Source organism: Flavobacterium sp. LM4 (genome assembly GCF_002017935.1).
GTDB classification, from domain to species: Bacteria; Bacteroidota; Bacteroidia; order Flavobacteriales; family Flavobacteriaceae; genus Flavobacterium; species Flavobacterium chungangense.
The window spans coordinates 2,173,375-2,197,190 of record NZ_MUFW01000001.1 but is presented as its reverse complement, the minus strand read 5'-3'; the positions used below and the strand labels follow the sequence as shown (position 1 = coordinate 2,197,190).

At 34.4% G+C, this 23,816-nt stretch carries 18 protein-coding genes; 11 read left to right on the top strand and 7 right to left on the bottom strand.

Annotated elements, in window-relative coordinates:
• Window positions 1-109: 109 nt before the first annotated feature.
• Complete coding sequence (locus BXU10_RS09815; RefSeq protein ID WP_078227177.1) at window positions 110-5,782, bottom strand: alpha-2-macroglobulin; 5,673 nt, start codon at window positions 5,780-5,782, stop codon at window positions 110-112.
• Between the two features lie 183 nt (window positions 5,783-5,965).
• Window positions 5,966-6,409 carry a nucleoside deaminase gene (locus tag BXU10_RS09810; RefSeq protein ID WP_078227960.1) on the bottom strand — a complete coding sequence of 148 codons (444 nt, stop codon included), beginning with the start codon at window positions 6,407-6,409 and terminating at the stop codon, window positions 5,966-5,968.
• 61 nt (window positions 6,410-6,470) lie between these two features.
• Here BXU10_RS09810 and BXU10_RS09805 point away from each other — a divergent pair, with 61 nt between their 5' ends.
• From BXU10_RS09805 to BXU10_RS09785, 5 genes are read left to right on the top strand one after another with little or no spacing between them, the layout of a single operon-like run.
• Window positions 6,471-7,340, top strand: coding sequence for an energy transducer TonB (locus BXU10_RS09805; protein WP_078227176.1), 870 nt, complete (start codon window positions 6,471-6,473; stop codon window positions 7,338-7,340).
• Complete coding sequence (locus tag BXU10_RS09800) at window positions 7,340-8,155, top strand: energy transducer TonB (RefSeq protein WP_078227175.1); 816 nt, start codon at window positions 7,340-7,342, stop codon at window positions 8,153-8,155. Before BXU10_RS09805 ends, BXU10_RS09800 begins: the two co-directional genes overlap by 1 nt.
• A 2-nt stretch (window positions 8,156-8,157) precedes the next feature.
• Window positions 8,158-8,805 carry a hypothetical protein gene (locus BXU10_RS09795; protein ID WP_078227174.1) on the top strand — a complete coding sequence of 216 codons (648 nt, stop codon included), beginning with the start codon at window positions 8,158-8,160 and terminating at the stop codon, window positions 8,803-8,805.
• 54 nt (window positions 8,806-8,859) lie between these two features.
• Entirely contained in the window at window positions 8,860-10,650 is a 1,791-nt protein-coding gene (locus BXU10_RS09790; protein WP_078227173.1) for a 1-deoxy-D-xylulose-5-phosphate synthase, read from the top strand.
• A 39-nt stretch (window positions 10,651-10,689) separates the two neighbouring features.
• Window positions 10,690-11,691, top strand: coding sequence for a DUF3078 domain-containing protein (locus BXU10_RS09785; RefSeq protein ID WP_078227172.1), 1,002 nt, complete (start codon window positions 10,690-10,692; stop codon window positions 11,689-11,691).
• Here the strand turns inward: BXU10_RS09785 and BXU10_RS09780 are convergent, their stop codons facing one another.
• Both BXU10_RS09780 and BXU10_RS09775 read right to left on the bottom strand, forming a co-directional pair.
• Window positions 11,692-13,035, bottom strand: coding sequence for a deoxyguanosinetriphosphate triphosphohydrolase (locus tag BXU10_RS09780; protein ID WP_078227171.1), 1,344 nt, complete (start codon window positions 13,033-13,035; stop codon window positions 11,692-11,694).
• 86 nt (window positions 13,036-13,121) lie between these two features.
• The gene (locus BXU10_RS09775) at window positions 13,122-13,583 is read right to left on the bottom strand and encodes an Lrp/AsnC family transcriptional regulator (RefSeq protein ID WP_031454329.1); all 462 of its coding nucleotides are present in this window, start codon (window positions 13,581-13,583) and stop codon (window positions 13,122-13,124) included.
• Between the two features lie 157 nt (window positions 13,584-13,740).
• Here BXU10_RS09775 and metE point away from each other — a divergent pair, with 157 nt between their 5' ends.
• Both metE and gldA read left to right on the top strand, forming a co-directional pair.
• On the top strand, window positions 13,741-16,059 hold the full coding sequence (gene metE, locus BXU10_RS09770) for a 5-methyltetrahydropteroyltriglutamate--homocysteine S-methyltransferase (RefSeq protein ID WP_078227170.1): 2,319 nt from the start codon (window positions 13,741-13,743) through the stop codon (window positions 16,057-16,059).
• Window positions 16,060-16,431: 372 nt separating this feature from the next.
• Entirely contained in the window at window positions 16,432-17,328 is an 897-nt protein-coding gene (gldA, locus tag BXU10_RS09765) for a gliding motility-associated ABC transporter ATP-binding subunit GldA (RefSeq protein WP_031454327.1), read from the top strand.
• 61 nt (window positions 17,329-17,389) lie between these two features.
• Here gldA and BXU10_RS09760 read toward each other — a convergent pair whose 3' ends face one another.
• From BXU10_RS09760 to BXU10_RS25235, 3 genes are all read right to left on the bottom strand, one after another.
• Window positions 17,390-18,154, bottom strand: coding sequence for a hypothetical protein (locus BXU10_RS09760; protein ID WP_078227169.1), 765 nt, complete (start codon window positions 18,152-18,154; stop codon window positions 17,390-17,392).
• 83 nt (window positions 18,155-18,237) lie between these two features.
• Complete coding sequence (locus BXU10_RS09755; RefSeq protein ID WP_078227168.1) at window positions 18,238-19,131, bottom strand: AraC family transcriptional regulator; 894 nt, start codon at window positions 19,129-19,131, stop codon at window positions 18,238-18,240.
• Window positions 19,132-19,969: 838 nt separating this feature from the next.
• Window positions 19,970-20,155, bottom strand: a complete 186-nt coding sequence (locus tag BXU10_RS25235; RefSeq protein ID WP_223255464.1) for a hypothetical protein — start codon at window positions 20,153-20,155, stop codon at window positions 19,970-19,972.
• Between BXU10_RS25235 and BXU10_RS09745 the strand changes: the two genes are divergently transcribed.
• Genes BXU10_RS09745 through BXU10_RS09730 form a run of 4 tightly spaced genes read left to right on the top strand, consistent with a single transcriptional unit; the run spans window position 20,070 to window position 23,768 of the window.
• Entirely contained in the window at window positions 20,070-21,362 is a 1,293-nt protein-coding gene (locus BXU10_RS09745) for an O-antigen ligase family protein (protein ID WP_223255459.1), read from the top strand. The genes BXU10_RS25235 and BXU10_RS09745 overlap by 86 nt on opposite strands.
• A 27-nt stretch (window positions 21,363-21,389) precedes the next feature.
• Window positions 21,390-22,955: a transglutaminase-like domain-containing protein gene (locus tag BXU10_RS09740; RefSeq protein WP_078227165.1), complete on the top strand. Its 1,566-nt coding sequence runs from the start codon at window positions 21,390-21,392 to the stop codon at window positions 22,953-22,955.
• A gap of 59 nt (window positions 22,956-23,014) precedes the next feature.
• Window positions 23,015-23,266, top strand: a complete 252-nt coding sequence (locus BXU10_RS09735) for a hypothetical protein (protein ID WP_078227164.1) — start codon at window positions 23,015-23,017, stop codon at window positions 23,264-23,266.
• Window positions 23,267-23,288: 22 nt separating this feature from the next.
• The gene (locus BXU10_RS09730) at window positions 23,289-23,768 is read left to right on the top strand and encodes a hypothetical protein (RefSeq protein ID WP_078227163.1); all 480 of its coding nucleotides are present in this window, start codon (window positions 23,289-23,291) and stop codon (window positions 23,766-23,768) included.
• The last annotated feature ends 48 nt before the right edge of the window (window positions 23,769-23,816 follow it).

Genomic DNA, 23,816 nt, shown 5'->3' with positions numbered 1-23,816 from the left:
TAATTTATTTTTAACCGCGATAAGTTCGCAAAGTTATTTTTCACGCAGATTTAGCAGATTTGGCAGATTTTATTTTTATCTGCTCGATCTGCTAAATCTGCGTGAGACTTTATTTCACTACTTCAACCCAGAAACCTTTTGTTCTGGCTAGGAATGTATTATCGTACATTGCTTCGCATTGTAAACCTGGCAAATAATAATTCCCCAGATAAGAAGCATTCAACAGAATTCTAAAGACTTTTGTTTCTCCGGCTTTCATTCCAAAATAGAAATTAGTTCTGTCGTCACGAATATCAATATAGTCGGCAATATTGTTTGTTGCGTCTCCATAATCTGTAAAACGGGTATTTACAATTTCAAAACCTGAAGGCAGAATTTGCGATAATGCAACGTTTTTAACATGTTCATTTCTTTGATTTCTAATAGTAACCTCAGCAATAAACTCCGTTCCCTGACTAATTTTTGAAACATTAATAACACTTCCTTTTCTATTTTTGAAAACAATAGAAGCCGAAACATCACTCTGAATTGGTTTCTCCTGTCCGATTGGTAATATTCCAGTGTTCAAAACACGAACATAAACCGTATTATTTTTAATATTTTTCAGCGTTACGCTATTAGCACCCGTTTGAACAACCAAACTTCTGTCTGCAACGGTTTTTTGAGTATTGATAGTTTCGCCTTTTCCGTTTTTACTAAACTGAATATTAATTCCTTTCGGACCGTTACTGACGGCGAATTTAGACATTGCATACAAACAATAAGCCGTCGTCTGCGTGCTCATCCACTGATTGTTTGACATTTGTTTAGCTAATTTTGTAGCCATCACAAATGCTTTCTGTTTTTGTCCTAACAGTAACATTGTTTCCAAAGCCATTGCTCTGTTTCTTTCGCTTGAACCATAATAGTAATAATTATAATTACTCGATTCTTCTTCAATTTTGCTATGTAAAAACAAGTTCAATCCAGCCGATTTTTGCCCAGCCAAAACGTACGCTGCCGCTAAACGCAACTTGCTTTCGTTTGAAATTCCTTTAGTTTCTCGTAATCTGTTCATTGAAGATAAATCAGCATTTCCGGCTAAAGCCAACGTATATAATCTGTAAGCCTGAGCCAAATCATTTCCGTATTTTGCTTCAAAACGCCATTGTTTGGCTTCACGTTGCTGGTACGAAATCCATTTTGATTTGAAATTAATTGGCAGCACATAGCCTTTTTTATCTGCTTCAATTAAGAAATGTCCGGCATATGAAGTTCCCCAATCGTCTGCAATTGTATTTCCCTGCCAGTAAGCCACTCCTCCATTTGATAATTGAAAACTTCCTAATCTTGCAATTCCGGCAGTAATATTCTTTTGAATAATTCCTTTTCGGGTCGCATCTAAATCAACAACATCATTCAAGTACAATTGTGGAAAAACAGACGAAGTCGTTTGTTCTACACATCCATGAGGATATTGAATAAGATATTGCAATCTTCCATTCAAATTCATCGTTGGCATTGACGAAACCTCTAATCTTGCTTTATTGCTTCCTGAAACTCCAAACGTTTTCCATGAAATTGTTTTAGTACTGTTTGGAGGCAGAATCACATCAGTAAAAGCATTTGTAACCGGGTTTGGATTCGTCATATCAATTTCAACATCATAAACCGATTTCTCTTTTCCAGAAGTTGCAATTACTTGTACTTTTGCAATTCCGGTAGCAGAACCTACAACCAAATTGAAATAGGCCATTTTTTCATCAGGTGAACTAAAAGTTAAGGATTGCATTGCACTTCCCATAACTTTTAAACCATTGCTTGTTTTTATCTGAATCGAAACATTTTTGATATTATTTTCTGTTGCAAAAACCGTAACAGGAATGGTAACTTTTTCTGAAGGAGAAATTTTTCTTGGCAACGAAGCCAAAACCATCAGCGGACTCTTAACCGGAGTTGCTTTTTCAACGCTTCCGTAAGCGCTTGTATTGGCATCGCCGGCAACTATCATAGTTCGAACAGAACCAATATATTTTGGCAATTTTAATTGATGTGATTTGGTTTGGCCTTTATCTAATTTAAATGGACCATAATAAAGCACCACAGGTTTAAAACGATTGGCTTTTTTAGCTTTTCCACCGCCTAAATCCTGATCTCCACCAATACTGAAAATCTGATTTATTTTTCCGCCATACGCTCCTATTACATCGTCATAAATATCCCAGGTTTTAACGCCCAGAGCTTCACGAACATAAAAACTATCCCAGGCATTTGGTGTTTTAAAACGGGTTAAATCCAGCAAACCTTCATCAACAACCGCAATAGTATACGTCATTTCTTTTCCGGTTTTTTCTCCCACTTTTACCGTGAAGGTCTGTTCTGGTTTTAGAACATCCGGCATTGATAATGTTGGAACCAAAATGGTGTTTTTATCCACCACTTCAATCGGAACAATTCCGTACATACGAATAGGCGAATCGTTTTTCGTTGACGCATGAGGTTGTAATAATGTGATATTAAAATATACATTTGGAGCCATTGCCGAAGTTATCGGAACCTCAACTTTTGTTTCTCCTTTTTGCGTTTTTGCCCAAATAGTCTGAACTACTTTTGATCCGTTTTCTATTGAAATCAAAGCGCGTCCGCCTTCACTTGAAGGAAAAGAGATTTGCGCTTTTTCGCCAACGGCATAGTTTTTTTTATCTGTAGAAAAAACCAACATATTGGCTGTAGAAGCATCTCTGTTACGCGTTTTTCCGGACCAAATTGGCCAATCAATATTTACAGTCAAAGCTGTCGCATGACCGTCTGCATTATCTGAAACACGGATTAAGTAACGTCCCCATTCTTCATCGGTTAACGAAAACTGAACACTTCCTTTTCCACTTGAATCGGTATTGATTACAAAGGTTTTGTATGATGTTGTCGCATTCGAAGAATTATAATTCGATAAATTATCGCTCGAAGCATCCCACCACCAACGCCATTCTACTTTATATACTTTTACTTCCAGATTTCGTACCGATTTTGGTCTTCCATTTTCGTCAACCGTCACTATATCAAAACGATTATTGGTTCTGGTTTCCAGCATGCCGTATTTGTTAGGTTCCGGCGATTTAATTCCGACATAAGTTTTATATGGAGAATAAGTCGTCGAAATAACATCAGTACTAAAATCTCCGCCTTCTTCATACACTTTTGTAATGAACGAAGCACGAAGCATTCCCGGTGCCTGACCTTGTAATTTTGGTTCAATATTTACTGATGCTTTTCCGTTTTCATTTAATTTTCCGGAGAACACATTTATTTCTTCTGTGCTGAATTGACGTACTAAATCATCAAAACTAAATTTCTCATACCCTTTGAAAGTAGTTGTTTGCTGAGAAAATTTCGCCTGCATTTCTACATTCAGATTTTTAGCAATTGCACCGTGAAGCCAGGTTACTTCTAGATAATCTGTATTTGGGTAAGACGATGAAAGTGTTTTTCTCGTAAATGTATTTTTGATTTTTAAACGATTTGGTTTGATCGTTTCAATTTTGATGCTTTTGTAAAATTTGGCTCCACCAACGCTGACCATCGCTTCCCAATTTCCGGTTGGCGCTTCTTGACTTGTTGGAACAGTAAAAGTATAATGATTCAGTTCATTTGTCTTTTGAACGGTCTGATAAACGGTTTTACCATTCGGATCATTCAATCTGAATTTAATTGGATGTGATTTCGGAAGCTTATTTGAAGCATCATTTAAAATAAAAGACAAATATAAATTATCTCCCGGACGCCAAACACCTCGCTCTCCATAAATAAATCCTTTTAACCCTTTTTGCAAGGTTTCGCCCGCAACATCAAAATTACTTACAGACAACGAAAGTCCGTCATCCAGTTTCACGTAAGTTGATTGATCTCCCAAAGAAACAATAGCAAAATAAGCGAATTTATCCAGCTGAAAAGAAGCAATTCCTTCACTGCTTGTAGCTTCCGTTCCAATTTTCTGTTGTTGGAAATTATATAAATCCACTCTTGCATTCGAAATTGGTTCTGTCGTTACAATATTATTTACAACGAACAAATACGATTTATTTTCGCCTCTTTTGGCAATTACCCCTACATCGGTCGCCAGAATATTAGTCGCAATTTTGGCATTGTAATAATAAGAACCAGAACATGGATCCTGACTTTCTCTCCATTCGTAATCATCATAATAGTAATCATCGTAGGAATTGCCACTATAGTTGACGTCATTTTCATCCACTTCTTCCTCTTCTTCATCATTTGAATCTTCTTCTGAATTTTCACATTTATATAAAGAGTATTTCTTTTTATAAACAAATTCAACTCTGTAAATAGCTCCCGGTTCCGGTGTAATGATTTTAGATAAATCCAAAGCAAAAGTGTTCCATTTACTTGGATTTACAAGTTTGCTTTCACTTAAATTCAAAGTTGTTTTAGCAATAGGCTGCGCTACTTTCTTGAGATTCTGACTGCCATTTAATTCATTGTACTGAAGAAATTGCAGTATATTATTCTTGTAAATTTTATACACTTTTACATCTACTGCACTTAAGTTTACTGCTTCAAAATTCAGTTTCAAATTATTGGAGCTTGGCAGAATAGTTCCGTTCTTAATGAAACGAACACTTGGCTTTATTTGGTCAAAAGAGATTTTCTCAGTGTAATTCGAGTCCATTTTTTTGCCATACTGGCTTTCGATTCCCTGAAAAATTTCAAGCAATAAATCTCCAACAACAATTTGCTCCGGCTCTGGTTCTTCCTCCTGCACGACTTCTACCGGACTTTCGACTACAGCCACAGCAGTATCTACAATCACAGTTGCTGAATCTACAAGCGAAACTAATGAATCTTCAACCGCTATTGGTACAGGAATTTCTTTTGGAACAATTGCTTTTTCATTGCTAAAATAAACTTTCAGCAAATTCCCCTGCGTTGAAAATTTAAGATTATTGGTATTCTGAATCGAAACTAATCCTTTAAAATCCTGCCCTTTTTCTAAAGGCTCAGAAAAATTAATGGTTAACGACTGATTACTTCCGTCCGGAATTTCGACTTTTACAATTTTAAATTCATTTATATTCGTAATCGGAACATCGATTTGTCCTTTCTGATCAATATCAAAATCGTTTCCGTCATAAATAATCTCAAGATTTGTTGCTTCAGAATAACGCTGAATACTATCAATTATAAAATTGAATTCTTTTCCGTAACCCGAATTTTTCTCAAATTTAATTTTAAGATTATTTCCTTTTTGTCTGGCCTCAACTAACTTTTTAGCCGTCTCCACATCAATATTATCAGCCGTTTTTAAAACACAGTTTAAGTATTGATATTCTTTACTGTACGATTGAATATCAGTTGTATTAATGGTAAAATCCTGCTTGATGGTTTTAACTGTAAAATTGAAATCCGAAAGCTCTTTTTCTTTCTCTTTTGGAAGTGTGATTAGTTTGTCTAAATTTAAAGTTACCTGATATTCTGTTCCCGGTTTTAACTTTTTTTCGGGGATAAAAGCTATTGTATTTGGAGAAAGCGCCACGACTTTTCCGTCGACACTTGGCGAAATATCAAATAAATCGCTGTCTAAAACCTGATTGGCTTTCCAGTCTTTTTTATCGAAAGCCAAAACCACCCGAATATCCGATTCCGACGAGACTAATCCCCCCGTGAAACTGACTATATACTCTTTAAATAATGAAAAATCGGAATTGAAATCGGCGGCTGATTTTCTGCCGCAAGATTGAAAAATAAAAAACACACAAAACACGAGAACTAATCCTTTTGCTTTCACTTTTATTTAGAGTTAATGGGTTACGAATTTTAAGAAATGACAGAACGTTTTAACATTTTACTATTAAAACCATAACAAGCAAAATGCCAATTATATTGTAGTAAATGTAAAATAATTTTCGAAACTTTTTAAGAGGAATTTTCTTTAAGCTAAAATAATTTAATTGAAGTAAAAAAGAGAGATTTATTTACGTCTTTCAATAAAAAAACGTTTCATTAAATCGGCAGCTTCATTGGCCATAATTCCAGAAACGACAGTAGTTTTGGGATGCAGTTTTGTTCCCATAACCATAAAACCACGTTGTTCGTCACGGGCACCAAAAACAATTTTTGAAATCTGACTCCAGTACAAAGCTCCGGCGCACATTTGGCAAGGTTCAAGAGTCACATATAAAGTACAATCTTTTAAATATTTTCCACCCAAAAAATTCGCTGCTGCCGTTATGGATTGCATTTCGGCGTGGGCTGTAACATCATTTAGCAATTCTGTTAAATTATGACTGCTTGCAATTACTTTATTAGCCACAACAATGACAGCTCCAACAGGAATTTCACCTTTTGCGTAAGCCATTTCAGCTTCCTGCAAAGCTTTTTTCATAAAATATTCGTCGGTGAAAGGATTTATCATAACTGCAAAAATAGAAATTTTCCACTTTATTTTTATTACTTTTAAATCCTGAAATTCAAGCATGGAAAGAAATTACAAAATCACCATACCGGAACCCTGTCACGAAAAATGGGATAAGATGACACCAAAAGATAATGGACGTTTCTGCATGTGCTGTTCTAAAACAGTCGTTGATTTTACTGCCATGCTTCCGAATGAAATTCAGCATTTCTTTATTCAAAATCGAAATGGAAGTATTTGCGGCAGATTTAAAAAGTCACAATTGGATGCTATTACAATCCAAATTCCGGATCGTATTTTATATTCTCAAACGCATTATCATAAAATGTTTTTACTGGCTTTGTTTATTACTATGGGAACAACTTTATTTAGTTGTTCGGATAAAGAAGGAAACAAAAGTAGAATTGATAAGATTGAAGTTGTTGAGGATGACAAATCAAAACAAAACAAGAGTGAGAAAGTATTACATAAAAACAGTGATTTTATTGAAGTCTCCACTTCACCAAAAAATGCTCCTGTAAAATTTGTAAAACCGATAACTACAGATTGTGTAGAAACAACTTACGATAACAACAAATCATCATCAAAAACAATTACGCAAGATTCTATTGTAGAAGAAGATCTTTACATCACCGGAGCTGCAATTGAAACAGCTCCATATTATCCGGGTGGGATCAACAGTTTTTATCAGTTTTTAGTAACCGAATTTAAACTCCCTGAAGACAATGAAAAGCCAGAAGCCAGAATTATGGTTTCGTTCGTAATAGAAAAAGATGGTTCCTTGTCATCATTTGAATTCCCAAAAAAAGTTGATCCAAAAATAGAAGCAGAAGTAAAACGTGTTTTAAAACTGGCTCCAAAATGGCAATCAGGAGAACAAAATGGTAAAAAAACCCGAACTAAATATAGCTTACCAATATCGTTTCAATAATGGAAGAAAAACATAAAATAACCATTCCACAACCCTGCCACGAAAACTGGGATAAGATGACACGAAAAGATAATGGACGTTTCTGCATGAGCTGTTCTAAAACAGTCGTTGATTTTACTGTCATGCTTCCGAATGAAATTCAGCATTTCTTTATTCAAAATCGAAATGGAAGTATTTGTGGCAGATTTAGAAAGTCACAATTGGATGCTATTAGCATCCAAATTCCAGATCGCGTATTATATTCTCAAACGCATTATCGTAAAATATTTTTACTGGCTTTGTTTATTACTATGGGAACAACTTTATTTAGTTGTTCGGATAAAGATGGGAACAAAAATAGAATTGATAAGATTGAAATTATTGACAATACAGAACAAAATCAGGATGAAGAAATTGCCTCATCATGTTATGGACATGAGATAGAATCTAAAAAACCTAAAAAAATAAAACGCAACAACGCAATCACAATGATGGGACTAATAATCCCTCCTAATGTTAGTGAGACAGGAAATTTTAAATATCATATTATATATAGTCAACCTGATTTGGATGTTTTACCTGTTCCTGAAAATGGGATGAAAAAATTCTATAAATTTTTCAATAAAAATTATACTGCACCAACTAAAGGTAAAATTGATGTCTTATTTGTGATAGAAGAAGATGGTAGTCTGAGTAATTTTAACATCGTCAAAAATACGCCAATAGAAATAGGAGAAGAAGCTATCCGAATCTTAAAAATGGGACCCAAATGGATTCCCGGAAAACGAAAAAATCAAAGTGTACGATCATCTTACACATTATCAATTTCACTTTAAATATGCAAAAATATTACACTAAACTGTTTTTACTGACTTTGTTTTTTATTATTGGAACAACTTTATTTAGCTGTACCGATACAGGCAACAAAAAACAAAATAACGAAATTGAAGTTGTTGATGTAGAAAAAGATGAAATCAACAAATCAGAACAGATTCCTGATTCCTCTCATCTCTCAAAAGAAGATAAACCGGAACATCCTGAAAAAAATATTGAACTCAATAATGAAGAAGTTATTTCATCGCCCAAAAAGGCAAATCAGGTAAAATCTGTAAAACCGAAAGAAAATATTACCAATCCTGAAAAAAACAAAAAAAACAGTACTTCAAAAAAGGAAGCCTTAACTAATCCGGAAGTTCCTCTTAATAAAAATGCAGAATTCCCGGGCGGGATTGATCAATTCCATAGTTTTTTTATGAAAGAATATAAAAAACCGGAAGGCGTAAGTTATTGGAAACTCAATTTCACACTTGCATTTGCAGTAGAAAAAAATGGTACTGTATCGTTTCTTGAATGTTCTCCTGCGGTTGAAGAACCTCTTGAAAAAGAAATTATCAGGGTTTTGAATTTATGCCCTAAATGGCAACCTGGCGAATTTAAAGGAAAAAAAATCAGGATGCAGTATTCTGTTCCTATTTTATTGAAATAAGACTCTGTCAAAAAAATTAAATTTAAAACCGTAAATTTGCTTTTTATCTCAATAATGAAAAGCAATTTACTTTCCAACATATACAATCCTGCCGATTTACGTCTTTTAAAAGAGGAGCAGCTGGTCCAGGTTGCCCATGAACTGCGTCAATTTATTATTGATGTTGTCTCTGTAAAAGAAGGACATTTGGGAGCAAGTCTGGGAGTTGTAGAACTTACAATTGCTCTGCATTATGTCTTTAATACTCCCGAAGATTTATTGGTTTGGGATGTTGGACATCAGGCTTATGGACATAAAATCCTGACCGAAAGACGAGAAAATTTTCACACCAACAGACAGCTTGGAGGCGTTTCAGGTTTTCCAAAAAGAGCGGAAAGTGTTTATGACGCTTTTGGTGTTGGGCATTCATCAACATCAATATCTGCAGCACTCGGAATGGCGATTGCTTCTAAATTAAAAGGAGATTTCAGCAAAGAACATATTGCTGTAATTGGCGATGCTTCAATTGCAAGCGGAATGGCATTTGAAGGGTTAAACCATGCCGGAGTTACTGACACTAATATTCTAGTCATTTTAAACGACAACGCTATCGGAATTGATCCGAGTGTGGGAGCTTTAAAAAAATATCTGACTGCAGTTAAAAACGGAAAAAATCCAAAACAGAATAATATCATCAAATCTTTAAATTTTGATTATTCAGGTCCAATTGACGGACACGATCTTCCAACTTTAATCAAAGAATTAAATCGTTTAAAAAAGATAAAAGGACCAAAGTTTCTACATATCGTTACCACAAAAGGAAAGGGTCTGCAGCAAGCAGAAGAAAATCAGGTAAAATATCATGCTCCGGGAAAATTCGATGCTTCGACCGGAGAAATTCATTTAAAATCAGAAGAAAATTTACCTCCAAAATATCAGGATGTCTTTGGTTTAACCCTTTTAGATTTAGCTAAAAAGAACGAAAAAATCATCGGAATCACACCTGCTATGCCATCAGGAAGTTCCTTGAAATTTATGATGGATGAACTGCCCGATCGTGCCTTTGACGTTGGAATTGCAGAACAGCATGCCGTTACATTGGCGGCCGGAATGGCGACCCAGGGCATGATTGTGTACTGCAATATTTATTCGACTTTTTTACAGCGTGCCTACGATCAGGTTATTCATGATGTTGCCCTGCAAAATTTACCGGTTATTTTTTGCCTGGACAGGGCCGGTTTGGTGGGTGAAGACGGAGCAACACATCATGGTATCTTTGATATTGCCTATTTAAGAACTGTTCCAAATATGATTATTTATGCTCCAATCAACGAAATTGCGCTTCAGAATATTTTATATACAGTTCAGTCTGTCCCTTTAGACCATCCAATTGCTATTCGTTATCCGAGAGACCGTGGCGTTTTACCAAAATGGGAAGCAGAAAACTTCAAAAATTATCAAAATATTCCTTTGGGCAAAGCAAGTTGTTTAAAATCCGGAACAAAAACAGCTGTTTTATCTACAGGAGCTATCGGAAATAATGTAATTGCTGCCATAAATGAATTAGGTAATCCAGAAACTATCGCTCATTACGATTTTCCTTTTATAAAACCTTTAGACAATGATTTATTAGACAAAATCTTAATTTCTTTCGACCAAATAATCACTATTGAAGACGGGGCAAAAATTGGTGGTTTTGGAAGTGCGGTTTTAGAATATGCATCAGCAAATAATTTTACAAAAAAAATAGAAAATTTAGGGATTCCGGACATTTTTATTGAACATGGCACAGTAATTGAGCAACAACATTTTTGCAAAATTGACGTTAAAAGTTTAGTAAATCTTTTTTCCAACATTGAAAAATAAGTATTTTGCAGCGCCAAAAAAAATCAAAAGCTTACCCTAATGAAATTATTCCGATCGACCCTTTTATTATTGTTTTTTTTATTTACTACCAACAATTTTGCTCAGAGTATCATCCGAACTACATTGGATCCTGGCCAGGTGCCGCCACCACCTTCTAATTGGAGCAAAAAAAACAAACTTGGTTTTGACATTTCAGAAATTGCATTCGTTAACTGGAGTGCCGGGGGAACAAGTTCAATTTCTGGATTATTTAAAGGAGAATTTACAAGAACATATAACAAAAAAAATCATAAATGGTTTAATGAACTTATTGTAAAATACGGTATGAATAAGCAAGATGGTACCGAATTGCGAAAAACAGACGATGCTATCCTATTTAACTCTACTTACGGATTTAGAAAAGATACGCTTTCAAATTGGTATTACTCGGCTAAATTCAATTTCAATACTCAATTTACGAACGGATATAATTACCCAAACAGAGATATTGCCATCTCCAAACCTTTTGCACCGGCTTATATCTTTTTGGGAGCTGGAGCTGAAAACTCAAACAAACAAAAAAACAGAACATTTTATTTCTCTCCCATTACTTTAAAAACCACTTTGGTATTAGATCAATATTTAGCAAATCAGGGAGCTTTTGGTGTTAAAAAAGCAGTTTATGCTCCTGATCCGCTTGATCCAGATAACAAGATTTTAATTGAAGAAGGACAAAAAGTAAAAGCCGAGTTTGGTATTTTATTTACAGGATACATGAAAAATGAAATATATAAAAACATTTTTTATGAAAACAGATTAAGTTTATATACCGATTACCTAAACCGATTTGGAAACGTAGATGTCGATTACGATACCCGTCTGGACCTTGTAGTTAATGCTTATGTAAAAGCAAATATTGGCGTTCATATCATTTATGACGATGATATTAAAACAAAAAAAGAAGTTGTTGATCCAGTTTCCGGTTCAAAATCACAGGTAGATGACGGACCAAGAGCCCAGCTAAGACAGGTTCTGGGTGTTGGTCTTGTATATGCTTTTTAATTAGTTTTTACGCCCGTTAATTGTTTTAAATAATTCCAAAGCATTTCCATCTGTCAAAAGAGAAACAAAATGACAAATATGAAGTAAACGCTCATATAAATTACCTTTTTCTAAATGATGCTTTTCCGGCAGCATTTTCAAAATCAGCTTATCGTAGTTTGAAGCAGTTCCTTCATATTTGTTATTAAAAGCAGTTATAAATTTATCCAGCAAAGTCTGAATGATTTGATAGCCTACAATCTCTTTCTCGATAACTTCACGGCTTTGATAGATTTTATCAACACTCAATTTGATAATATCATTCATCTGTGCTTTGTATTTGCTTTTATCTGTTAAGGCAAAAGGAAAATTCCCGGCCAGAATTGCTTCTTCATTTTCAATAAAAACATCTACAGCATCATTAATCAAAGCGCCAATAGCCAAAGCGCGCAGATAACTGATTCGATCTTCTTTGGTTTCTAATAATTTATATTTAGTAACACCAATGTTATCTTTTACCAGTTTAATCAAATATTCTAAAGCATAATCTTCAGAAACTAAACCCAGATTTATTCCGTCTTCAAAATCGATAATCGTGTAGCAGATATCATCAGCAGCTTCAACCAGATATGCCAAAGGATGTCTTTCAAAACCAATGTCTTCTTCTTCCTTATTGGCGATCATCCCCATATCTTCAGCAACTTCCTGAAAGAATAATTTATCTGACTGAAAGAAACCATATTTTTTATCTGCTATATTGCTGGTTGGTTTTTTTGGCAGACTTTCTTTAGGATATTTCATAAAAGCGCCTAAAGTTGCATACGAAATTCTAAGTCCGCCCTCAATTCCCGGACGGCTTGCCGTAAGTACTGAAAACCCATTGGCATTTCCTTCAAAATCAATAAGATCCTGCCACTGTTTAGCCGTTAATTTATCCTTGTATTTTAATCCGTTTCCGATAGAAAAGTATTCTCCAATCGCTTTTTCACCAGAATGTCCAAAAGGAGGATTCCCTATATCATGTGCCAACGAAGCAGCAGCTACAATAGCTCCGAAATCGTTCATATGATAACCGTGAACTTCTTTTAGATAAGGATATTTTTCGATTATTTTTTTCCCAACCAGGCGTCCCAACGAACGCCCTACAACCGAAACCTCTAAACTATGGGTTAATCTGGTATGTACAAAATCTGTTTTAGAAAGCGGAATCACCTGAGTCTTATCCTGCAAAGATCGAAATGCAGCCGAAAATATGATTCGGTCATAATCAACTTCAAAACCTAATCGTGTGTCATCTTGTTCTACACGCAATCTTTTGGTAGTATCGCCTTGGCGTTTTAGTGATAAAAGTTGTTCCCAGTTCATTATGATATTAGATTGTCGATTAACGATTTTAGATTTTATGATTTAGAAGAATCAAAAATACATTTTATTTTACGATTTTATAAGGATTAAAACTCAAGTGCCGTACTATGTTTAATTTCTCCCATCACAAAAATACTATTCGTATTTCCTATGTTTTCAATAGTTGACAATTTATTCATCACAAAATCCTGATAACTAGCCATATCCTTTACTAATATTTTCAGCATAAAATCATAATCTCCGGCGATATTATAACATTCTATAATTTCCGGAAGTGCAACAATATCTTTCACAAAATTGCTTCCTACGTTTTTTGCATGCTCTTTCAGGCGAACATTGCAAAAAACAGTCATCCCCCGGTTCATTTTTTTCTTATCCAGTAAAGCCACATATTTCGTGATATAACCATCACGTTCTAACCTTTTTATTCGTTCATAAACCGGTGTTACTGTCAAAAATAATTTACTGGCGAGATCTTTTGTGTTGATATTTGAGTTCTCCTGAAGGTGTTTCAGAATAAGCAAATCTGTTTTATCCAGGTTTTCCATAGTTTTTTTTACGGCTAAAAGTTCATTTTAAAGAAACCAACAGTAATTTAAACTTTAAAAAGCAATTTTAAAAGTCTATTTTACTGAAATATACTACAAATATAAGTTATAAAATCTAATACAATAAATTTGTACAGTAAAAAAAGCTGAAATCGAAATGAAAACAAATAACTTAGGTTACCCTCGAATTGGAAGTAAAAGAGAACTGAAAAAAGCCTCTGAATTGTATTGGGCAGAAAAAATTTCGGCTGACGAACTGATGGATGCCGGAAAAGAAATCCGTCTTAAAAACTGGAAATTACAATCGGATGCAGGAGTTGATCTGATTCCGTCTAATGATTTTTCTTTTTACGATCAGGTCCTGGATTTAACTTTGACAGTTGGCGCCATTCCGGAACGTTACTATGAATTCGCCAAATCAAATTCATCACTTGATTTGTATTTTGCAATGGCGAGAGGAGCGCAAAAAGAAGGACAGGATGTTGTGGCGATGGAAATGACCAAATGGTTCGATACCAATTACCATTATATCGTTCCTGAATTTACAAAAAACCAAAAATTCGAATTGTTTTCAGAAAAAATAAGCAATGAATTCAAAGAAGCAAATGCTATCGGAATTAAAACAAAACCTGTTTTAATCGGGCCTGTTTCTTATTTGTTATTAGGAAAAGAAAAAGAAGAAGGTTTTAACCGAATTGATCTTCTGGATAATTTACTTCCGGTTTATTTTGAAATCCTGGAGAAATTACAATCAGAAAATGCTGAATATATTCAATTCGACGAGCCTTTTTTAGCTTTAAATTTAACGGATAAAGACAGAAATGCTTTCACAAAAACGTATAACGAAATCAACAAACGTTTTCCAAAACTTAAAGTTATTTTAGCGAATTATTTCGACTGTTTCGGAGAGAATTTAGAAACGGCTTTAGCTTTGCCTGTTGATACTTTCCATTTGGATTTAGTTCGTTGTCCATCTCAGTTAGATGATATTTTAGAATCCGGAAAACTGGCTTCAAACGTAAACTTGTCTTTGGGAGTTGTTGACGGAAGAAATATCTGGAAAAATGATTTCACAAAATCGTTAGAATTAATCCAAAAAGCAACGGCTGTATTGGGAGAAAACAGGATTTTAGTTGCTCCATCCTGCTCTTTAATTCACAGTCCTTGCGATTTGGACTTAGAAACAAACAATCAGACATTAACTCCGGAAATCAAGCAATGGCTGGCTTTCGCAAAGCAAAAAATCAACGAAATTGTATTATTGAAACAATTCGCTTCAAAAGAAACAGATGTTAAGTTTTCAGCTGATTACGAAAGAAATGTTGTGGCAAACGAAAACCGTAAAATTTCAAAATTAATTCATAATAATGAAGTAAAAGCCCGTGTTGCCGGAATCACAGCCTCTGATGACAAACGCAAAAGTACTTTTGAAACAAGAAGAAAAAGCCAAATTGAAGCTTTAAACCTGCCTTTATTTCCAACCACTACAATTGGTTCTTTCCCTCAGACCGCTGAAGTGAGAAGCTGGAGAGCAAAATTCAAAAAAGGAGAATTAACAACCCAACAATACAACGATTTAATCGAAAAAGAAACTGAAGCTACCATTCGTTTTCAGGAAGAAACCGGCATTGATGTTTTAGTGCACGGAGAATTCGAACGCAACGATATGGTCGAATATTTCGGAGAACAATTAGCCGGATTTACATTTACGAAAAACGGCTGGGTACAAAGTTACGGAAGCCGCTGTGTAAAACCTCCCGTTATTTACGGAGACGTCTCAAGACCAAATCCAATGACTGTAAAATGGTCCCAATACGCACAATCCCTGACTCCAAAATGGGTAAAAGGAATGTTGACCGGGCCGGTAACAATTTTGCAATGGTCATTTGTGCGTAACGATCAGACTCGTTCTGAAACCTGCACACAGATTGCTTTAGCGATTCGTGATGAAGTTGTAGACTTGGAAAAAGCCGGAATCAAAATCATTCAAATTGACGAACCTGCCATTCGCGAAGGTTTGCCTTTACGAAAAGAAGAATGGGCAACCTATTTAGACTGGGCTGTAAAAGCATTTAGAATTTCTGCTTCCGGTGTAAATGATGATACGCAAATTCACACACACATGTGTTACAGCGAATTTAACGACATCATTCAAAACATTGCCGATATGGATGCAGACGTAATTACCATCGAATGCTCACGTTCTCAAATGGAACTTTTAGATGCTTTCGCCGATTTTAAATATCCAAACGAAATTGGCCCGGGTGTTTATGATATCCACTCTCCACGAGTTCCGTTTAGCGAGGAAATGGTAAAATTACTGGAAAAAGCTTCAGCGGTAATTCCCGTAGATCAGTTGTGGGTAAATCCTGATTGCGGTCTTAAAACACGCCACTGGGATGAAACCAAAAAAGCACTGATCGAAATGGTTGCTGCCGCTCAGGAAATGAGAGCAGCCATAGAAACAGCAGTTTAATTAATATTTTTTTTAGATAATTCTTGTTTTTAGTGCCAACTGGTGAAGTCGGACTCTTGTAGTTATGATTCGTTTCGTCTTCACTTTGTTGGCTTTTTTTTGAAGCATACTATTTTCATTCTTATAACACCTGTCCCGCTATTCACTATATCTTTTCCCGGCTAAAGGAGCCAGAAAAAGGATGCCGTTCCTATCGGGCTAAATCAGAATTTTTTATTTTCAAAAAAAATTAAACTTTAAATAAAAAACTATTGTATTCCTACAGTAATTGAATATCTAATTTTAGATGAGATGTTTTTTATAACTTCTTTAAAACATAAAATTTTAGCAATCAATACTATTTCTGTTTACTTTTGCAGTAAATAAAAAGTCATGTCGATAGAAGTAAACAACATATCAAAAAGTTACGGAGAGCAAAAAGCTTTAAATGAAATTTCTTTTAAAATTGAAAAAGGAGAGATCGTAGGATTTTTGGGGCCAAACGGTGCCGGAAAATCTACTTTGATGAAAATTTTGACTACTTATTTACTTGCCGATAGTGGCTCAGCTATTGTAAATAGTCATGATGTCGTGACAAATGCCAAAGAAGTACAGCGCTCTATTGGCTATTTACCAGAACACAATCCGTTGTATCTGGATTTATATATTCGCGAATATTTAGCTTTTAATGCTGATGTTTATAAAGTTGACAAATCCAGAATTGAAGAGGTAATTCAACTTACAGGACTAACACCCGAAAGCCATAAAAAAATCAGTCAGTTATCTAAAGGATACCGCCAGCGTGTAGGACTTGCCAATGCCTTATTACACAATCCTGATGTTTTGATTTTAGATGAGCCGACTACAGGTCTGGATCCTAATCAATTGATTGAAATTCGAAATGTGATCAAAAATGTTGGTAAAGATAAAACCGTATTTTTATCGACACACATTATGCAGGAAGTCGAAGCTATTTGTGATCGTGTAATTATTATTGACAAAGGAAAAATTGTAGCGGATAAAAAACTCGACAATTTAATTTCAGCAGACAAAGAGCAGGTGATCGAAGTTGAATTTGATTATAAAATTGAAGAACAGGTCATTGCTACAATTCCACATTTGAAATCATTTAAAAACATACATGATTGCTTATGGGAATTAACTTTTTTAGCTGATAAAGACATGCGTCCGGCTGTTTTTGATTTTGCGCACGATAATGGATTGAAGACTTTACAATTGAATCAGAAAAATAAAAATCTGGAAGCTGTATTTAGAGAAATCACTAAATAATACTTTCTATTTCAGATAAAAAAGAAACTCGTTTTAAAATATTTAAAACGAGTTTCTTTTTTTATTTAACCAATGATTTGAGATAAATCGTAAATAATAATGATAATATAATAGCGGAAACCCGAAGTATGTTTTTCAAAATTTCATTTTTGAAGTTTAATGTAGGTAAATTAGATTTTGTCTTTAGAAAAAACGCTAAAAGCTTTTTATAGTCTAAGGCAATCAAAAATAAAACACCAATTGTGAGCAATATCGATTGTAATAAAGCACCGGCATTCATATGGTAAAAAATATTAATTAAGGTCAGATTTAAAAGCAGAGAAAACAAAATTATGGCTCCAATTAATAAGGTTTTTCTAAACAACAATAAATATCCTCCCGCTATTTGTATCATTGCTATTATGATTCCGAAAGTATGTGAATACCCAAAATAAAACCAGGTTAGCCACTCGCCTGTCTGTCGGTTCATAGGCATATTTGCAATTTCTGCCGGAACAATAAACTGAAGCCCGTAAAATTTCTTCCAGCCAAAAGCAGCAATAGTAAAAGCGATGCAATATCGAATGCCGCTGTACAAAATGCCATATAGTTTTGTTGAATTGATTTTTTGTTTTTTTTCTAATAAATGCCAGATCAGCGGAAAAATCAATACGCCGGACAATGAAATTCCAATTAAAGAAAAAACCAAAACAGGCGGAAACCAGGGAATATTGCCCCCATTGCCAAGCAGTAATAATAAAGCGGAAAATTCGAGTCCAAGAATTAAAGTGGTGAAAAATTTTTTCCAGATTGAATTTTGAATTTCTAAAGATGAATGTTCTAACATGGTTATCGGTATTTGAGTTACTATGCTGCAAATTTGAATATTACTCAGCTAGTAAATGTTCCGATGTACCCTTTCGAACGTAATTAAGCTTCTTTTTTTATCAGATTCGTATTTGATTTTACAAACTCTGTTGGAGACATTCCGGTATGTTTTTTAAAAGTGGTATTAAACGTTGTTTTAGAATTAAAACCGGATTCATAAGCAATTCCCAAAACATTCAATTGAGTATATTTATCAGACAACAGCATTTTTTTTGCCTCTTCAATACGGTATTTATTTATAAAATTATAGAAATTATCCTGATACAATTCATTGATTACAAAAGAGGCTTCATTGCAGCTCGCTCCTAATCTTTTTGCCAAACCGGGCAGACTTAAATCATTTTCCAAATATATTTTTTCTGATTCTGTAAGCATTCTTAATTTTTCATCTAATTCATTTAATCTGTTACCAGACACTCTTTTTGGACTGTCTTTTTTATATAACTGAACAGATGATAATTCATTTAATTCGGGTTTGCTAAAATCGAAAATCTCTTTTTGCTGCAAAGAAAAATAGGCTAAAAAAAAGACACTCAAAAGATAAATGAAAGGTGTAAATTGAATGAGGTACTCTAAGTTGAAAAATACAAGATTGAACCAAACCAATATTATTAATACCAAAATCAGTAAAAAATATTTCAACCAGATAAGATCTGTTTTCTCTGTTGAAGATGAAATCTGCTGCAGATGTTTAAGATGTTTCTGCAATCTGCCAAAAGACAAACACCAATAAATAAGAGCCTGCAGAGGCAATGCAATTCGCAGGACAAAAAATACTATACTGCCGTTTTCATAACTGAATTCTATATTTTTTCCGGTGATAAAAAAGGGAAACCTGAATATCGTAAAAATGGCGAAAGGTAAAAAGTGCCATAAAATTTTCTTTTCAAATTTTTTATGTATAGACGTAAAATAGAGAACACTGATATAAAGCATACGGAGCAGTCAGAAATCTTGACAACCCTATCATTTCGAAAAGATAAGGATGCTGCAAATGAAATTTTTGATAAAACAACGGAATTTCCAACATGGTAAACCCCAGGGTAACAACAAATAATCCGAGGTATTTATTGGCTTTGACGTTTACTTTTCGATTATTTAAAAAAAGTATAAAACCAAGCAGAAAAGCTGATCCAGAGTTAATACCCATCAGAGTTGGAAAGTTCATCATATCAAAAGGTTATTTTAAACGCTACTAAATATAACATTTTTAAAACTTAAAATTAATAAATGTAAAAAACACAAATATCACCAAATTAAGGTATTACTCATTCATTATTTTAACCATATTTTTACGCCCTAATTATTTTTAATGTTAAAAAATTGAAATATATTTCTTATTCCGCTAACCAGATTCTAACCATTTTGCTTCTTGCAATCATTGTAGTCACACTTCTTAATTCAACGTATTTTTACAATTCGACAGCTCTTGCCTACTATGGATTTTGCATAGCAGTTTCGCTCTTTACCATTATTTCCATTTTTGTCTTACCCTTAAATAAACAATCCTACTTCAAACTCCCCGTTTTTTTATTTGGGTTATGGTGCCTATATGTTTTGTTTAATTATTCGGCACAAAGAGCAACTTTGGTTTTTACAATTTACTCCATTGTCCTTTATTTTTTATTACTTAGTGCGACCGCTCTTTTTAGTATTCCCAATTTTAAATTCAAACAATTATTCCTCGGGATTGCAGGAATTTCTACCATAGAATCTTTGTATTGCATTTTACAATTTTTGGGAGTATGCAAAGGCGAAAACAAACTAATCGCTGTTACAGGCAGCTGGAATAACCCGAATGTAACTGCCATTTTTTATCTCTCACTGTACCAATTTTCCTGTATTTGTTTAAGGAAAAATACCAAAAAGCAGTCCTGTGCGGATTTTCATCTTTATTAATCGCACTACTATTACTCAAATGCCGGGCAGCTTTTATTGGTACAATATTATCTGTAATCATTTTTTATACTTTAGAATATCAATTTATAAACTGGATAAAAAACAAAAAAAATAATATCACTGCAAAAGCATTATTCGTTTTGGGTTTAATGATTGTTATTCCATTAAGTTCACAATTATATAATGCAAAAAAAGCTTCAGCTGATGGCAGAAAATTGATCTGGAAATTGTCTGCTCAAATGATACCCGAGAAACCATTAATAGGTTATGGTTATGGATTTTTTGAAAAGGAATATAATTTGCATCAGGCCAATTACATTAAAATTGGAAAAGCCTCTCCTGAAGAATTAATCAATGCAGGTCCAGTTATCATGCCGCATAACGAACTACTTCAAAATGCTGTTGAAGGCGGTATTATAGGCGTGTTATTAATTTCGTTATTTTTTGGTTCAATTCTTTTTGCCCTAAAGCAAAAAAAAGTAAATCAAACTATTTTAAAGACTGAAACACCTTTTCATCCTCAAAACAGCTATTTCAATTTAGCGTATGCCTCAACTGTATCTTTTATTGCAATGTCAATGGTTAATTCTACCATTCAGATTGTACCGGTAATGTGTTTGGCTATTATCTATACTGCTATTATTTGCAGTACCCTTAAAAATACACCTTTTCTAAAACTATCATTTCTTCAAAACAGAAGAACTTTATCTATTCTTTCTAAAACAGGGATGCTTGCTGCCAGCCTATATTCAGCATACCTTATTCTTGGTATGGCCAGAGCAGACAGCTTAAACAAAAAAACGACACTTCTAATCAAAAATGCAGATTACCAACAAGTTTTACAAATCATGCCCGGTTTAGAACCTTATCTAAAAGAAAATCCCAATTACTGGAAAAACTATGGTACAGTTTATTTTCAAAATCATAGCTACAGCGAGGCTTTAAACTGCTTTAAGAAAGCGCAATCCTTAAGTTCATTACCGGATATTTATAATGGAGCTGGAATTTGTCTTGAAAAATTAAAACAATATCCACAGGCCATTATGCAATACGAAACATTAACGGCTTTATATCCGGCAAAATTCTCGTACAAAATGAGACTGTTAAAAGCTTATTTGAAAAATAAAGAAACCGCCAAAGCAATTGCTTTAGCAAATTACATCGTCTTGTTAAAACCCAAAATACCATCTGAAAAAGTCAATCAATACAAAAACATGTGCCGGACTTTACTAAAAAATTTGGAAAAGCAAAAGAAGCAAGTAAACTAAACTAACTACAAAACCAAATTTAACACTATGCATAATCAAAAATCTGCTAAAAAAAAGGAACATCAAAATCCGGTTATATGGTCCTGGCGACTCTTCAAAACCCTATTCTTTCTATTTCCTATTCTAGCTCAGGCACAATATGCTCCTCCTGTTGAAACCGCTTTAAAAAAAGCAGGAAACAATAGATCCGAATTAGAAAAAGCATTAGAATACAGTAACAAAACCGGTGATCCCCTGAAAATAAAAGCCATGCAGTTTTTGATTGCCAATATGGATATTCATTCTTCATCAGACTATTATTGGGAAGATAGTGCCAATAATAGGATTGCCTACAACGAATTGGATTATACTGATTTTGAACAATCAAAAATCGCATTTGAAAGCATAAAAAAGCAAAATCTAGGACTAAAACCCAAACCTGTTTTTTATAAAGATATTGAAACCATAAAAGGGGATTATTTAATTCAAAATTTAGAAAATGCTTTTAAGGCATGGAGATCATCCGCAATAAAAACAACTTCATTTGATGATTTTTGCGAATATATTTTGCCGTATAGAGTAAGCGTAGAACCTATACAAGATTGGCGTCCTGCCTACACGGACAAATTTAAGTGGATAAATGAGCAAATTTCTGCCAAGGGCTTGCAAGCTACCTTGCCATATGTTAAAGATAATTATGACAGTTGGTTTGTCAATAACTGGAAAGAAAAACGTACCGAGCCTTTGCCAAGACTCGGGAGTCTTCAATTGCTTTTTCGTAAACAAGGTCCCTGCTCCGATATTGCCAGTATGAGTGTATTTACTATGCGCTCACAAGGTATTCCTGCGGCAGTTAACATTATTCCGTTTTGGGCAACGGCAACCGAAGGCCATTATACCAATACTTTTTTTGATGAAAATAGACAAATGCTTAATTGCGATTATGGGACAAAGGATTTTCGCCAGAACTTGGCAAGAGAACCTGCTAAAGTAATCCGACTGACGTATTCTAAAAATCCTGAAACATTAGCCCGTATCGAAGATATAAGCAATATACCGAAAGGCTTCCTGCAACAGCAAAATTACATTGATGTAACCAATGATTTTTGGGAGACTACTACCGTAAAATGTCCTCTGTATCCTACAGCAGCCCAGCCTAAAATTGTATACGCAACCACGTTTAACGGATTGGCATGGAGAGCTTTCTGGTGGGGGAAAACAGAAAAAAATGAAACCGTTTTTACGAAACTCTGCAAACAAACAGTCATTATTCCGCAATATTACAGCAATGGTAAATTAACACCCGCAGGCGCTCCTGTTGTTATTGGCAATACTACCACAAAAGTATTACAGCCCGACCTTACACAAACCAGCGAAGTACTAATAGCCGAAAAAGAAAAATACTTAAAATTTAAATTGGGGATAACCTACCAGCTCCTGTATTGGGACAACAGCTGGAAAACATTAGGAAAGCAAACAGTAACCAGCCCTGTAACCGAAATGAAGTTTGAGAAAGCCCCTAAAAATGCTTTGTTCCTCTTTCTTGCCAGTGATTCCAGAGGACTGGAACGCCCTTTTATTATACAAGAGAATGGCGAACGTTTTTGGTTTTAAAAGTATCAATTACAATATCAATTACAATATCAATTTTAAATAACTAAAAAAAAATACCAATGACAAAATTACTCTTAAGCTTGCTGTTCCTGCCTATCCTGAATCAGGCACAGGTTAGCCCAAATGTTAGTAAACGTTATCCTGCACATATTGTTTATAAAATAGACGATGTAATCTCTAAAGTCAATTTGAGCGAAGATAAGCAAATTAAAATGGCGCAAAAATTTATGAAGACTGATAGTATTGTTAATGCAGGTTTAGCTGTTGGCGCTCCTGCAGAATCATTAAAAGCATATTTACAACTCTATTGACAAAACATTCCTAAAGAATATATTGTCTGTAGAAGAAATGGAACAGTATAATTACGAAATGGACAAAGACAATCGGTTTTTGGCGGCTTTAATCCTCGCCCCGTATTTAAAATTGCAGCCGGAACAAATCAATAAAATACGCCAGCTTAATGATTCTCTCAGTACTACCCCTCAAAAATCAACAAAAGAAACAATCCAATTTTACAATCGTAAACTATCTAAAATATTAAATAAACAACAATATGTTGATGTAGTAAAATCTACCTACAAAGACCAGTCGATTGCAGATGCCAGAACAGATTGGCAGGGAATATTAAAATTAAAAATAAATACTCCGGATAAGGAGCAAGAAGAATTTAAGCAGCTCGTGGATTTTCATTTTGCTAAAAATGGCTTTCTGGATAAAAAAGCAGAACTGTATGAAAAAAAGAAACAGGACTTTCTGAGCCTGAAAGCAACAATGATGGAACCGCCATTGCTAATCCGTTCAAAAATCCTTTAAGACCAAAAACATGCTAATAACAAATATGCCTCACTGATTCAATTTGAA

Bases quoted from the DNA above. Each gene is read 5' to 3' on its own strand.
- BXU10_RS09800 (WP_078227175.1), top strand. From the start codon at position 7,340: ATGGAAGAAAAACATAAAATAACCATTCCACAACCCTGCCACGAAAAC.
- BXU10_RS09790 (WP_078227173.1), top strand. From the start codon at position 8,860: ATGAAAAGCAATTTACTTTCCAACATATACAATCCTGCCGATTTACGT.
- BXU10_RS09760 (WP_078227169.1), bottom strand. From the start codon at position 18,154: ATGTTAGAACATTCATCTTTAGAAATTCAAAATTCAATCTGGAAAAAA.
- metE (WP_078227170.1), top strand. From the start codon at position 13,741: ATGAAAACAAATAACTTAGGTTACCCTCGAATTGGAAGTAAAAGAGAA.
- BXU10_RS09740 (WP_078227165.1), top strand. From the start codon at position 21,390: ATGCATAATCAAAAATCTGCTAAAAAAAAGGAACATCAAAATCCGGTT.
- BXU10_RS09775 (WP_031454329.1), bottom strand. From the start codon at position 13,583: ATGGAAAACCTGGATAAAACAGATTTGCTTATTCTGAAACACCTTCAG.
- BXU10_RS09755 (WP_078227168.1), bottom strand. From the start codon at position 19,131: ATGCTTTATATCAGTGTTCTCTATTTTACGTCTATACATAAAAAATTT.
- BXU10_RS09780 (WP_078227171.1), bottom strand. From the start codon at position 13,035: ATGAACTGGGAACAACTTTTATCACTAAAACGCCAAGGCGATACTACC.
- BXU10_RS09785 (WP_078227172.1), top strand. From the start codon at position 10,690: ATGAAATTATTCCGATCGACCCTTTTATTATTGTTTTTTTTATTTACT.
- BXU10_RS25235 (WP_223255464.1), bottom strand. From the start codon at position 20,155: ATGATTACAGATAATATTGTACCAATAAAAGCTGCCCGGCATTTGAGT.
- BXU10_RS09795 (WP_078227174.1), top strand. From the start codon at position 8,158: ATGCAAAAATATTACACTAAACTGTTTTTACTGACTTTGTTTTTTATT.
- BXU10_RS09810 (WP_078227960.1), bottom strand. From the start codon at position 6,409: ATGATAAATCCTTTCACCGACGAATATTTTATGAAAAAAGCTTTGCAG.
- gldA (WP_031454327.1), top strand. From the start codon at position 16,432: ATGTCGATAGAAGTAAACAACATATCAAAAAGTTACGGAGAGCAAAAA.
- BXU10_RS09805 (WP_078227176.1), top strand. From the start codon at position 6,471: ATGGAAAGAAATTACAAAATCACCATACCGGAACCCTGTCACGAAAAA.
- BXU10_RS09735 (WP_078227164.1), top strand. From the start codon at position 23,015: ATGACAAAATTACTCTTAAGCTTGCTGTTCCTGCCTATCCTGAATCAG.